8 protein-coding genes are annotated in these 12,425 nt (G+C 71.6%); 4 read left to right on the forward strand and 4 right to left on the reverse strand.

All coding sequences use genetic code 11. The features are described 5' to 3' along the window. Positions 1–27: 27 nt before the first annotated feature. A complete protein-coding gene (locus MPPM_RS21615; RefSeq protein WP_096487969.1) occupies positions 28–3,264 on the reverse strand; it encodes a DNA translocase FtsK in 3,237 nt (1,078 codons plus the stop codon). A 411-nt stretch (positions 3,265–3,675) separates the two neighbouring features. Here MPPM_RS21615 and MPPM_RS21620 point away from each other — a divergent pair, with 411 nt between their 5' ends. Further along, positions 3,676–5,742, forward strand: a complete 2,067-nt coding sequence (locus MPPM_RS21620; RefSeq protein WP_173807936.1) for an NAD(+) synthase — start codon at positions 3,676–3,678, stop codon at positions 5,740–5,742. Positions 5,743–5,775: 33 nt separating this feature from the next. Here MPPM_RS21620 and MPPM_RS21625 read toward each other — a convergent pair whose 3' ends face one another. Next, on the reverse strand, positions 5,776–6,240 hold the full coding sequence (locus MPPM_RS21625) for a response regulator (RefSeq protein ID WP_096486811.1): 465 nt from the start codon (positions 6,238–6,240) through the stop codon (positions 5,776–5,778). 136 nt (positions 6,241–6,376) lie between these two features. After that, positions 6,377–7,477, reverse strand: coding sequence for a histidine kinase dimerization/phosphoacceptor domain -containing protein (locus MPPM_RS21630; protein ID WP_096486812.1), 1,101 nt, complete (start codon positions 7,475–7,477; stop codon positions 6,377–6,379). A 387-nt stretch (positions 7,478–7,864) separates the two neighbouring features. Between MPPM_RS21630 and MPPM_RS21635 the strand changes: the two genes are divergently transcribed. Next, a complete protein-coding gene (locus tag MPPM_RS21635) occupies positions 7,865–9,340 on the forward strand; it encodes an AmpG family muropeptide MFS transporter (RefSeq protein ID WP_096486813.1) in 1,476 nt (491 codons plus the stop codon). Then, entirely contained in the window at positions 9,337–10,263 is a 927-nt protein-coding gene (locus MPPM_RS21640) for an EcsC family protein (protein ID WP_096486814.1), read from the forward strand. Before MPPM_RS21635 ends, MPPM_RS21640 begins: the two co-directional genes overlap by 4 nt. Positions 10,264–10,494: 231 nt before the next feature. On the opposite strand, the gene MPPM_RS21645 is transcribed toward MPPM_RS21640, so the two are convergent. Beyond that, positions 10,495–11,679 (reverse strand): hypothetical protein, encoded by a 1,185-nt coding sequence (locus MPPM_RS21645; protein ID WP_096486815.1) that lies wholly within the window; start codon positions 11,677–11,679, stop codon positions 10,495–10,497. A gap of 79 nt (positions 11,680–11,758) precedes the next feature. Here MPPM_RS21645 and MPPM_RS21650 point away from each other — a divergent pair, with 79 nt between their 5' ends. After that, positions 11,759–12,364, forward strand: a complete 606-nt coding sequence (locus tag MPPM_RS21650) for an NnrU family protein (RefSeq protein WP_096486816.1) — start codon at positions 11,759–11,761, stop codon at positions 12,362–12,364. Positions 12,365–12,425 lie beyond the last annotated feature (61 nt).

A 12,425-nucleotide genomic window follows, 5' to 3' on the forward strand; every position in this document is an offset into this window, starting at 1 on the left:
ATATGCGACGGGCCGGGTCCTGAAGGCTCACTCGTCGTCGTAGCCGCCGGACGGGGCGCCCGCGAGACCCTCGACCAGGATCTCGCGCTTGCCCGCATGGTTGGCCGGCCCGACGATCCCCTCGATCTCCATCCGCTCCATGATTGAGGCGGCGCGGTTGTAGCCGATCTGGAGACGGCGCTGGATGTAGCTCGTCGAGGCCTTGCGGTCGCGCAGGACCACGGCGATGGCCTGCTCGTAGAGTTCGCCGCCCTCCGCCCCGGCGGTCGCCGCGAAGGCGCCGATGTCGAAGACCGGCGCGTCGGCCTCCTCGGCCTCCGCGAAGTCGTCCTTCTCGGCCTTGGCCGCGGCGCGGGAGCCCTTGGCCGGCTTCTCCGGCTGGTCGGAGGAGCCGTCATCGGCCGTGACCGCCTCCAGATAGGAGGGCCGGCCTTGAGCCTTGAGGTGGGCCACCACCGTCTCGACCTCCGAGTCCGAGCAGAACGGCCCGTGCACGCGGGTGGTGCGTCCGCCGCCGGCCATGAACAGCATGTCGCCCTGGCCCAGCAGCTGCTCCGCACCCATTTCGCCCAGGATCGTGCGGCTATCGATCTTGCTCGTCACCTGGAAGGAGATGCGGGTCGGGAAGTTCGCCTTGATCGTGCCGGTGATGACGTCGACCGAAGGACGCTGCGTCGCCATGATCAGGTGGATGCCCGCCGCGCGCGCCATCTGGGCGAGACGCTGGATCGCGCCCTCGATGTCCTTGCCCGCCACCATCATCAGGTCGGCCATCTCGTCGACCACGATCACGATGTAGGGCAGGGCCGACAGGTCCATCTCCTGCTCTTCGAACACCGCCTCGCCGGTGGTGCGGTCGAAGCCGGTCTGGACCGTGCGGGTGATGATCTCGCCCCGCTCGCGCGCCTCCTTCATCCGGGCATTGTACCCGTCGATGTTGCGCACGCTGATCTTCGACATCTTCTTGTAGCGCTCCTCCATCTCGCGCACGGCCCATTTGAGGGCGATGACCGCCTTCTTCGGGTCGATGACGACGGGGGAGAGCAGGTGCGGAATGCCGTCATAGACCGACAGCTCCAGCATCTTGGGGTCGACCATGATCAGGCGGCACTCCTCCGGCTTCAGGCGGTAGAGCAGGCTCAGGATCATGGTGTTGATGGCCACCGACTTGCCCGAGCCGGTGGTGCCGGCGACCAGCAGGTGCGGCATGCGGGCGAGATCCGCGATGATCGGCTCACCGCCGATGTTTTTCCCTAAGCACAGGGCGAGCTTGTGCTTGGTTTCGACGAAGTCGACCGAGGCCAGCAGCTCGCGCAGGTACACGGTCTCGCGCACCGGGTTCGGCAGCTCGATGCCGATGACGTTGCGGCCGGGGACCACGGCAACGCGGGCGGAGACGGCGGACATCGAGCGGGCGATGTCGTCCGACAGGCCGATGACGCGGCTCGACTTGGTGCCCGGTGCCGGCTCCAGCTCGTAGAGGGTGACGACGGGGCCGGGGCGCACGGCCAGGATGTCGCCGCGCACGCCGAAATCCTGAACGGTCTGCTGGAGGTTGAGGGCGTTCTGCTCCAGCTCGTCCGCATCGACCTCCTCGCCGTCGGGCAGCGGCGGCTCGGCCAGCAATTCGAGCGAGGGCAGCTCGTAATCGGCATTGCCGACGAACGACGCCTCCAGATGCCGGCCGGCGGGGATCAGCATCGGGCGCTCGGGCAGGATCGCCCGCGGACGGTTCTCGGGCTCGGCGGATTCCTCGAAGGCGGGGGCGGTCTCCGGGGCCGCCGCCTCGATGACCTCCTGAGCCACGTCCCAGCCCTCCTCCTGGACCGCCCCTTGAACCACTTCTTGAGCGATCTCCCGGGCCTCCGCCTGCACCGTCTCGGCGGCCGGCTCCTCGGCCTCGGAGCCGGGCTTGGTGCGCAGCAGGACCGGCCGCGCCGCGATCGTCAGCGGCGCCGCCGCCTGCGGGGCAGGGGAGGGGGTCTGCGGCGCCATCGGCATCGGCGTGGGGGCCGGAGCCGGCTGTGCCGCGACCGGCTGAGCGGTGAGGGGCGTGGGCGCCAGGGCGGGCGCCACAGCGTGCGGCGCGGCCTCGATGAGGGCCGGGCGGGCCGAATGGGCCGAGCGGATCGCGGCGCGGGCGGCCATGGCGTTCAGCACCGGACGCGGGGCGGCGGGCGCGACCGGCGCGGCGACCTCGACCATGGTCTCGGCCGGCCCGAACCAGCCGTGCAGCGCCGACCAGTCCGGCACGTCCGACCAGTCGGACGGCTCGGCCGGGACCGGCGGGATGAAGGGCGCGTAGAGCGAGGCGAAGGCCGTGGCCGCTTCGGCCTCAGCAGAGGGTGCGGCGGCCTCGACGCGCGGCGCCTCGATCGCGGGCTCGGGCAGGGGCTGAGGCGCGACGCTGGCTTCTTGCGCGGCCCCTTGTCCAGCCCCTTGCAACGGAACGACGGGCTTCGGCCGGCGGTCGGGGGTGCGGAAGAAGCTCACGCCCGGCGGCGGCACGAAGGGGCGGCGCCAGCTCGGCACCTCGGAGACGGCCTGCTCGGCGCGCAGCCGGGCGGCCTCGGCCTCCTCGGCGGCGAGTTGCGCCGCGCGCTCGGCGGCCTCGTGCTCCGCCGCCTCGCGGGCCCGCTGCGCCTCCAGAGCCGCGGCCTCGGCAGCGGCCTGGGCGTCGAGCAGGGCCTGGGCCCGGGCCTGGGCCTCGCGCTCGGCCTCCAGCGCCTGGCGGCGGCGCTCCATCAGAACGGTGTCGGGCGTGCGGGTGAAGCGCACCGCCTCGGGCAGCGGCGCCTGCGGCACGCCGTAGGACCCGCCCGGGGCGGGCTGGGAGACGGGCAGGGCATGCGGCACCGGGCCGGCCTCCGGCGCGATCGCCGCCGGGCGGCGCGGCGTGCGCACGAGGACGCCAGGGCCGGAGGCGCGGGGATCGATGCGGCTCTCGAACGGCATCTCCGGCTGGCCGTCATGGCTGAGACCGTGCTGGCCGGGATGGACCGGGACGGGCATCTCGAACAGCCCCTCCTCCGCCGCGGACGCCCACGGCTCGGACATCCACGGCTCCTGCCCTGCCGGCATGCGGCCGAGCATCGCCCCGGGCGGCACCAGCCAGCTCGGGACCGTGCCCGCGTCGAACCCGTCCGCGCCGGGCTGCGGCAGGGCCGGGTGCGGCAAGGGGTGTGGCAAGGCGTGCGGCAGCGCCCGCGGCGGGGCCGGCGGGGCACCGGCGATGCGCCGGGCGAGGTTGGAGCGCAGGCTCATCAACCGATGGGCGATGCCGCCGATCGACCGGTCCAGGCGGTCGCCGCCGCGGCTCGGCCGCGACGGATCACGATGGGAATGGGGAGGCCGTCCCGATGCGCGCATGATCTGTGAGATGACTCGAAACAAGGTCCGGCTCCTGCGGAGCGGTTCGAGCCCCAAGCTAGGCGGATCGTCGTTAACGAACGCTTGCCCTCCCCTCCGCCGAACCGTCCCGGCGCGCCGGTGCAAGCGTGGCGCGAACCGGATATCATCGAGCGCGGTTGGCGCTTTGCGGTGATGTTTCGAGACCCGGTGACAGAGGCCGCCGCCGTCGCGGTCGTGTCGTGGACCGGGCTTGAGAAACAATGATCCGAAAGGCACTTGGCAGGGTTTCCTGCCGTATCAGGTGAGCTCCGAGACCCGGTGACGATGGCGAGCCAAGAACCCGTGAGCCCGAAGGACTTCCGCTGCCTCTACCGGCACGGCTTCGCCCGCGTCGCCGCCTGCACCGGGCGCAGCCATCCGGGCGATCCGGCGGCCAATGTGGAGGACATCCTGGGGCTCGCGCGGCAGGCGCACGGGGCCGGCGCGGCGCTCGCGGTCTTTCCCGAACTCTGCGTCTCCTCCTACGCCATCGAGGATCTGCTGCTCCAGGCGACCCTCCTCGACGCGGTGGAGACGGGCATTGTCCGGCTGGTCGCCGAGAGCGCTGGGCTGACGCCGCTCCTCGTCGTCGGCGCCCCCCTGCGCTGGCGCAACCGGCTCTACAATTGCGCCGTGGCGATCCGGGGCGGGCGGCTGCTCGGCGTGGTGCCGAAGAGCTACCTGCCGAACTACCGGGAGTTCTACGAGAAGCGCCACTTCGCCTCCGGCGCCGGCATCGCGGGCGAGACGATCCGCCTCGGCGGGGCGGAGGCGCCGTTCGGCACCGACCTGATCTTTTCCGCCGACGATCTGCCGGGCTTCCGCCTCGCCATCGAGGTCTGCGAGGATCTCTGGGTGCCGCAGACGCCGGGCATGGAGGCGGTGCTGGCCGGAGCGACCGTGATCGCCAACCCCTCGGGCAGCCCGATCACCGTGGGCCGGGCCGATTCCCGCGCGCTGCTGACCCGCGCCGCCTCGATGCGGGGCCTGTGCGCCTACGTCTACGCCGCCGCCGGCACCGGCGAATCCACCACCGACCTGTCCTGGGACGGGCAGACCAGCATCGACGAGAACGGCGTGCGGCTGGCCGAGGGGGCGCGCTTTCCCGAGGGACCGGTGGTGACGATCGCCGATATCGACCTCGACCTGATCGCCCAGGAGCGGCTCCAGGCCGGCAGCCTCGACGACAACGCCCGCAATCAGAGCCTCCGGCCCTGGCGCACGGTGCCGTTCCGGCTCGATCCGCCGCGTGGCGATCTCGGCCTGGAGCGTCGGGTCGAGCGCTTCCCCTTCGTGCCCTCCGATCCGGCCCGCCTCGCGCAGGATTGCTACGAGGCCTACAACATCCAGGTCGCCGGTCTCGCCCAGCGGCTCGCGGCGACCGGCACGAAGCGGGCGGTGATCGGCGTCTCCGGCGGTCTCGACTCGACCCATGCCCTGATCGTCGTGGCCAAGGCCTTCGACCGCCTCGGGCTGCCGCGAAAGGACATCCTCGCCTACACCCTGCCGGGCTTCGCCACCTCGGACGAGACCAAGACCAATGCCCACGCCCTGATGCGGGCGCTCGGCACGAGCGCCGAGGAAATCGACATCCGCCCCGCCGCCCGGCAGATGCTGAGCGACATGGGCCACCCGTTCGGGCGGGGCGAGGCGGTCTACGACGTCACCTTCGAGAACGTGCAGGCGGGGCTTCGCACCGACTACCTGTTCCGGCTGGCCAACCAGCACGGCGGGATCGTCATCGGCACCGGCGATCTCTCGGAGCTGGCGCTCGGCTGGAGCACCTACGGCGTCGGCGACCAGATGAGCCATTACGGCGTCAACGCCGGCGTACCCAAGACGCTGATCCAGCACCTGATCCGCTGGGTGATCTCGTCCGGGCAACTCGGGGCGGAGGAGAATCGCACCCTTCAGGCGGTGCTCGACACCGAGATCTCCCCCGAGTTGGTGCCGGCCTCGGAGGGCGAGGGACCGCAGAGCACGGAAGGGAAGATCGGCCCCTACGCCCTGCAGGATTTCAATCTCTGGTTCACCCTGCGCCACGGCTTTCCGCCGTCGAAGATTGCCTTCCTCGCCCTCCATGCCTGGGGCGATGCGGCGGCCGGCGACTGGCCGCCGGACTTTCCGATGCCCAAGCGCGTCGCCTACGACCTGGCCGAGATCCGGCGCTGGCTCGGCGTCTTTCTCGACCGCTTCTTCCGCTTCAGCCAATTCAAGCGCTCGGCGCTCCCCAACGGTCCGAAGGTCTCGGCCGGCGGCTCCCTCTCGCCCCGCGGCGACTGGCGCGCCCCGTCGGATGCCAGCGCCAGGGCGTGGCTCGACGAGTTGGAGCGCAACGTCCCGAAGGCGTGACGGGCGCCGGACGCCCTCGCTCCCAGGGCCGGCTCACGGTGCGTCGCCGGTCCACGTGCCGCCGCCCGCGTCCGGGGCGGGATGGAAGCCGTCGAGCTTCGCGACGGAGGGCGCCCGCCCGGCCCGGCGCTGGGCGACGTAGTCGAGGACGCCCGCCACGGCGCGCTCGGAATAGGGCTTGGCGATGACCCCCAGCGCGCCGGCGAAATCCGGCGGGATGCGCTTGGCGTTGGCGGTCATGAACACCACCGTGACCCGCGGGTCGCCGCACAGGGCGCGGGCCACCTCGATGCCGGTCGGGCCGTCGACGAGGTGGATGTCCACGAGCGCCACGTCCGGCCGGGCGGTGCGGCCGAGCGCGATCGCATCCGCCGAGCACCCCGCCACGCCGACGCTGACATGGCCGAGGTCTTCCAGGAGACATTCCAGTTCGAGGGCGATCAGCACCTCGTCCTCGACGACGAGGATACGCAGGGGCGCCTCCCTCACCTCGGCCATCGCGGCGCTCCCGCTCTCCTGCGTGAACCGGCGACGTCCGCGGGATTCGCCGGGATCGGCTCTGCCGGACGCTTTGCCGGACGCGGCACGATCCGCCCGCGGCGAAGGCGGATCGTCCGGAAAGTGGAGGAGCCGTTCACGGCGCGTCGGCCCCGGTGAGCGGGATCGTGATCGCGATCCGGGTGCCGGGTCCGGCATCCGACCAGTCGAGGGTTCCGCGCAGCTGTCGCACCACCATCTCGACGAGGGTTCGGCCGAAGCCGGCGGCATTGGACGGTGCCGAGGCCATGCCGATGCCGTCGTCCTGAATGACGAGGCGCATTCCCGCCTCGCAGCGCCGCGCCTCGATGAAGACCCGTCCCTGGCGCTCCTGCGGGAAGGCGTGGCGCAGGGCGTTCGTCGCCAGTTCGTGGATCAGCAGCGCCAGCGGCGCGGCCATGGCGGCGGAGAGCGCCAGCGCCTCGATCTCGGTCTCGATCCGGGTGCGGTCCTCGTCGAGGCCGGCGGCGAGATCGGCGATCAGGTCGTTGGTGAATTCCTTGAAGTCGAACCGGGAGACGTCGCCCTCCGAGTAGAGCATCCGGTGGGCGGTCGAGAGGGCGCCGATCCGGTCGGCCATGGCCTGGAGCGCGTCGCGGGTCTCGCCCTCGGGCGTGCGGCGGGCCTTCAGCAGCATCAGCGAGGAGATGACCTGGAGGTTGTTCTTGACCCGGTGGTCGACCTCGTGGAGCAGCGCGGTCTTCTGTTCGAGCGCCGAGCGCAGGTCGGCGGTGCGCTCGCCCACCTCGCGCTCCAGCGCGTCGTTGGCATCGCGCAGGGCCAGTTCGAGGCCGTGCTTGTCGGTCATGTCGGCTTGGGCCGAGAAGAAGTAGACCACCTCGCCCGCCTCGTCGCGGACGGGATTGATCGTCATCCCGTTCCAGAACGGCGTGCCGTCCTTGCGATAATTGAGCAATTCGCCCTCGAAGGGCCGGCCGGCCCTGAGCGCCGTGCGCATCGTCTGCAGCACGCCCGCATCGGTGTGGGGGCCCTGCAGCATGCGGCAATTGTAGCCGTAGAGTTCCTCGCGGTCGTAGCCCGTGAGCGTGAGAAAGGCGGCGTTGGCCCACACGACCGGGTTGTCGCCCCGCCGCGGATCGGTGACCACCATGGGCGTCGGGCTCGCCTCGAAGGCTGCCGCGAAGACGTCCACCGTGACGCCCGAGGGCAGACTCGCTCCTTTGGAAAAACCCGTCATCTCTACGCCGACACAGGCGCGCCGCGAGGGATTGCGGCGCGTGAAACGGAGTCTCCGAGCGCATTCCGCAGCGTCCGGCTCCGCGACTGAAACGAGTCCGGCCCTCCCCCGTTCCGTGCGGCCCGGCACGGAACGTCTTCCGCCCCGATCCGGGGCGGGGGCCTGTGATTACGCTTTCGTCAACCATGTCCGCCCCATACGGAGAGCAGGATTCCGAACGCGCGTCGTCTTCGCAAGGAGGGCGGCGGGGGCAGACGGCCGCAGGACCGTCATGTTTTGTGCGGAGTCGGCATCGACAATATGCGCGTGTCCGGGCGCCCGGCGTTTCGCGGCGTCCCCAGATCCATGAAACCCCGCCCCCTCCGGGGCTCCAGGGAGTTTGACGCGATGGCGGCGGATGCGGCGGATTCCAGGGCGCCTCGGAACCAGACGCCGGCGAAGGCGCAGCCGCGCAAGCTGCGCCTGCGCGACATCACCGAGGACAAGCGCGTCGCGCAGATGCTGGCGCTCGGCTTCTCCTCCGGCCTGCCGCTGCTGCTCGTGCTCGGCACCTTCACCCTGCGGCTCGCCGATTCCGGGATCGACATCAAGACGATCGGCCTGTTCAGCTACGTCGCGCTGCCCTACTCGCTGAAGTTCCTCTGGGCGCCCTCGATCGACCGGGTCGACGTGCCGTTCCTCGCCGCCCGCCTCGGCCGCAAGCGCGCCTGGATGGTGACGACGCAGATCGCCACTGCCCTGGCGCTCGTCCTGATGGCCTTCGCCGACCCGAAGGAGCAGCTCGCGCTCCTCGGGGTCGGCGCCTTCCTCGTCGCCTTCTGCGCCGCGACCCAGGACGTGGTGATCGACGGCTGGCGCATCGAGGCGGCCGGCACCGACTTGCAGGGGATCATGGCCGCCACCTCGAACCTCGGCTACCGGTTCGGGCTGATCCTGGCCGGCGCCGGCGCGCTCTACGTCGCGGCCTATGGCGGCTGGACGCTCGCCTATCTCTCGATGGCCGCGCTGATGGGCGTCGGCCTGATCGCGGCTTTGCTCGCCACGCCCTACGACCGGCCGCGGGAGGCGGCACCGGCCAAGCGCGACCTGCCTGCCGCCGTGCGCCGCGCCGTGCTGGAGCCGCTGACCGACCTGCACGCCCGGATGGGCAACGCCCTGTTCGCGGTTCTGGCGCTGGTCGCGCTCTACCGGATGCCGGACTTCGTCTCCGGCGTGATGGCCAACCCGCTCTACATCAAGCTCGGCTACGGCAAGGCGGAGATCGCCACCATCGTCAAGCTGTTCGGCATCTGGGTCGGGATCGCCGGCGGCTTTGCGGGCGGCTGGTCGATCGCCCGGTTCGGCATGTTCCCGACGCTCGTGACCGGCGCCTTCATCGCCGCCGCCTCGCACCTGTCGCTCGCCTGGCTGGCGCTCGGCGAGCCCGAGCAGTGGCGGCTCGCCATCGCGGTGTCGATCGAGAGCCTGTGCGGCTCCTTCGCCGGCATCGCGCTGATCGCCTACATGTCGAGCCTGACCACGCCGGGTTTCGCGGCCACGCAATACGCCCTGTTCTCCTCGCTCTACGCCCTGCCGGGCAAGCTGGTCGCCGGCACCTCCGGCTTCGTGGTGGCGGCCTACGGCTTTCCGACCTTCTTCGCGATGACGGCGGCGGTCGGCATTCCCGTGGTCGCCCTGTGCTTCGCCGTCGGCCGCATCCCGCAGCGCACGGCGCCCGAGGCGGCTCCGGCCGAGGCCGTCTCCGAAGCCGCCCCCGAGACCGGACCGGCGAGCGTGTCGGGGAACCCAACCGGCCCCGTCGGTCTTGCCTCAGCCGAAGCCAGCCCCGAGATTTCGCCAAAAGCCGCGAGGGCGCAGACGTGAACGACCTTGCCGTTGTCGGAGAAACCCTTCCCGTTCCGGTCGCCCCGCCGGCCGGGAAGCCCCTATCGGAGGACGACCGCGCCGTCTTGCGGCGGGCGGTGGCCGTGCTGGAGAAGCCGGGCCTCGCCGCGCGGCTCTCGGCGGCAGCCGGCGCGCCGCTCGACATGATCGGCCGCGCCCTGCCGGCGCCTGTGACCGAGACGGTGGCCAGCGCCACGGAAGGGGCCATGCGCACGGCCCTGCGGGTCGCGCTCGCGACCCTGCCCGACAAGGCCGTGAAGCCCGCCGGAACGGCGGTGGAGCGTATCGAGACCGAGGCGGGCAGCCGCCTGAGCCGCCTGCTCGGATCGAGCGACACCCGGCACAAGGCGCTCGCCGCGGTGACCGGCGCCGTCGGCGGCGTGCTCGGCCTCGCCACGCTGGCGGTGGAGCTGCCGGTCTCCACGACGCTGATGCTGCGCGCCATCGCCGAGATCGCCCGGGAGGAGGGCGAGGATCTGAGCGATCCCGAGACCGCGCTCGCCTGCGTGCAGGTCTTCGCCCTCGGCGGCCGCGCCGGCGCCGAGACGGCACTCGCCGATAGCGGCTACTTCGCGGTGCGCGCGGCGCTCGCCAAGACCATGTCGGAGGCCGCCCGCTACGCCGCCCACCGCTCCCTGCTCGATGCCGGCGCCCCGCCCCTGGTGCGGCTGACGGCGCAGATCGCCGCCCGGTTCGGCCTCGTGGTCTCGCAGAAGGTCGCGGCCCAGGCCGTGCCGGTGATCGGGGCGCTCGGAGGGGCCGCGGTCAACGCCGCCTTCATGGACCATTTCCAGTCCATGGGCCGCGCCCACTTCACCGTGCGCCGGCTGGAGCGCGCCTACGGCAAGGAGGCCGTGCGCGCGGCCTATCTGGAGGAGAAGGCGGCGCTCGGCCTGGGGTGAGGGTGCCCGTCTCGCAGGGGGGACGGCCTCCGCTTGATGGATGCGGCAGTGCCCACCCCGACGGCCGTCATTCCGGGGCGCCGAAGGCGAACCCGGAATCCACCCGTGATGCCAGGCTCGGCCCCATCTCACGGGTCGATTACGGGTTCCGCGACGCGGCCCCGGAATGACGGCGGGATGGAGCGGAAAATGTCTGTCAGCCTCTGAACCCGCATCCGTCGCCCGCGCCCGTCACGGCCAGACCTTGATCGATACCGGCCGCCGCACGAGGTCGCGGTCGGAGGTGATGGTGCAGCCCTCGAGGCGCAGCGTCGCGAAGGTGAGGAGCGCCCCCTCGCCGACATCGTCGAAGTTGCGGCCCTTGGCCCCCGGATCGAGCAGGGACGGGTAGGCGATCAGCCGGCCCTTGGCCTTGCAGGGATCGTCGTAGAGCGTGGCGCCGGCGAGCAGCAGCCGCGGCACGTCCCAGGTCAGCAGGTCGCGCGACGTGCTCCAGTAGAAGCCCGATTCCGGAAAGGCGCCCCCCTTGGCCGCCATGAACACGGCGATCCAGGCGCCGCTGCCGCGGTGGCGCACCACCGCCCCGACCGGGGCGGGAAACGGCTGGATCGGCTTGCAGGTGTCGGCGAGCTTGACCGACTTGCGGTAGGGGTCGGGGAAGGCAGCGGTGAAGCCGGTGCCGGTCCAGGCGCGCCAGCTCGCCGGGTCGTCGGGCCGCTCGGTGCGGAACAGGCAGACGCCCGCCGCCTGGTCGCTGCCGGGCCGGTCCCAGCCCGTGGTCGAGGCGAAGAAGTAGCGGGTGCGCCCCTCACCGAAGATATTGGAGGGGTTGAAGAAGCCCCGGTGCCGGCCCTGGCCCTCCTCCTGCCGGAACGGCGCGCCCGCCACCACCGCGGGCGGCGCCGCGCGGGAAAAGCTCCGGCCGCCGTCGCGGGAGAAGGCCGCCGTGACCGTGTTGTACCAGCACTCCATGTAGACCTTGGAGCGGCAGCGGCCCTCGTGCTCGTTGGCCTGGTACTCGTGGTGCAGGAGGGCGGCGATGGTGGTGCCGTCCTCGGTCCAGGTGGCGGTGATCCACGAGCGGTCGTCGTAGAGCGCCGGATCGGGTTTCTCGCCCGAATCGAGCACCACGCGGCAATCGATCTTCAGGCTGTCGAAATCGGGGCCGCGCAGGGCCCGGTTGCGGTAATGCAGGCCGTAGAGCGCGATTCCGCCCGAGGCGTCGCGGAAGGCGCGGGCGGGCGCGTCGGGCACGTCGGCGCCGTCGCAGGCGTCGCGGGTGGCGGAGAACAGGGTCCGCTCCGGCCCCGTCAGAGTCAGCGCCGAGAGCGGCGGCTCCGCGGCGGCGCGGGCCGGCGGCACGGCGCCGCACGAGAGCGCGAGCGCTGCGACGAGGGGGCGAGACAGTCTGGACATCGCTCCAAGATTGCGTTTTGAACCGTTACAGGGAGCTTGTCCGCATCCGCCGGAGCGAGCGCCGTCCACAGGCTGCCCCATGCTGGTTCTGATCCTCGGCCTCGTGCTGTTCCTCGGCACGCATGCCTTCTCCATGGCGCGCACCAAGCGGGCGGAGGTGATCGGCCGGATCGGCGAGGGGCGGTTCAAGCTCGGCTACACCCTGCTCTCGGGGCTCGGCCTGATCCTGACCGTCTATGGCTACGGGCTCTACCGTCAGGAGGGCATGATCCCGGTCTGGTCGCCGCCGCTCTGGACGCGCCACCTCGCCGTTCTGCTGACCTTGTTCGCCTTCATCAGCCTCGCGGCGACCTACCTGCCCGGTCATCTCCGCGCCCGGCTCAAGCACCCCATGCTGCTGGCCGTGAAGATCTGGGCGACGGCCCACCTGCTCGCCAACGGCGATCTCGGCTCGATCCTGCTGTTCGGCTCCTTCCTCGCCTGGGCGGTGGCCGCCCGCATCAGCGCCAAGCGCCGGACGTTGACCGCGGGGCAGGTGGCGCAGCAGCACGGCGGGCAGGCCGCCCCGGCCGGCTGGCGCAACGACGCCATCGCCGTGGTGATCGGCATCGTGGCGTGGTTCGTGTTCGGCAAGTACCTGCACCCGCTGCTCATCGGCGTCGCCGCCTGGCCGGGACAGGCCTGACCCGGCAATCGCTTGAAGCGATCGCCGTGGTTTTTGGCTGGCCTCAGTCGCCGGCGCCCGC

This window comes from Methylorubrum populi, from assembly GCF_002355515.1.
GTDB classification, from domain to species: domain Bacteria; phylum Pseudomonadota; class Alphaproteobacteria; order Rhizobiales; family Beijerinckiaceae; genus Methylobacterium; species Methylobacterium populi_A.

What these genes read in the sequence shown, in the direction of transcription:
- MPPM_RS21615 (WP_096487969.1), bottom strand. Translation starts at nt 3,264, where the DNA reads ATGAGCCTGCGCTCCAACCTCGCCCGGCGCATCGCCGGTGCCCCGCCG.
- MPPM_RS21620 (WP_173807936.1), top strand. Translation starts at nt 3,676, where the DNA reads ATGGCGAGCCAAGAACCCGTGAGCCCGAAGGACTTCCGCTGCCTCTAC.
- MPPM_RS21625 (WP_096486811.1), bottom strand. Translation starts at nt 6,240, where the DNA reads ATGGCCGAGGTGAGGGAGGCGCCCCTGCGTATCCTCGTCGTCGAGGAC.
- MPPM_RS21630 (WP_096486812.1), bottom strand. Translation starts at nt 7,477, where the DNA reads ATGACGGGTTTTTCCAAAGGAGCGAGTCTGCCCTCGGGCGTCACGGTG.
- MPPM_RS21635 (WP_096486813.1), top strand. Translation starts at nt 7,865, where the DNA reads ATGGCGGCGGATGCGGCGGATTCCAGGGCGCCTCGGAACCAGACGCCG.
- MPPM_RS21645 (WP_096486815.1), bottom strand. Translation starts at nt 11,679, where the DNA reads ATGTCCAGACTGTCTCGCCCCCTCGTCGCAGCGCTCGCGCTCTCGTGC.
- MPPM_RS21650 (WP_096486816.1), top strand. Translation starts at nt 11,759, where the DNA reads ATGCTGGTTCTGATCCTCGGCCTCGTGCTGTTCCTCGGCACGCATGCC.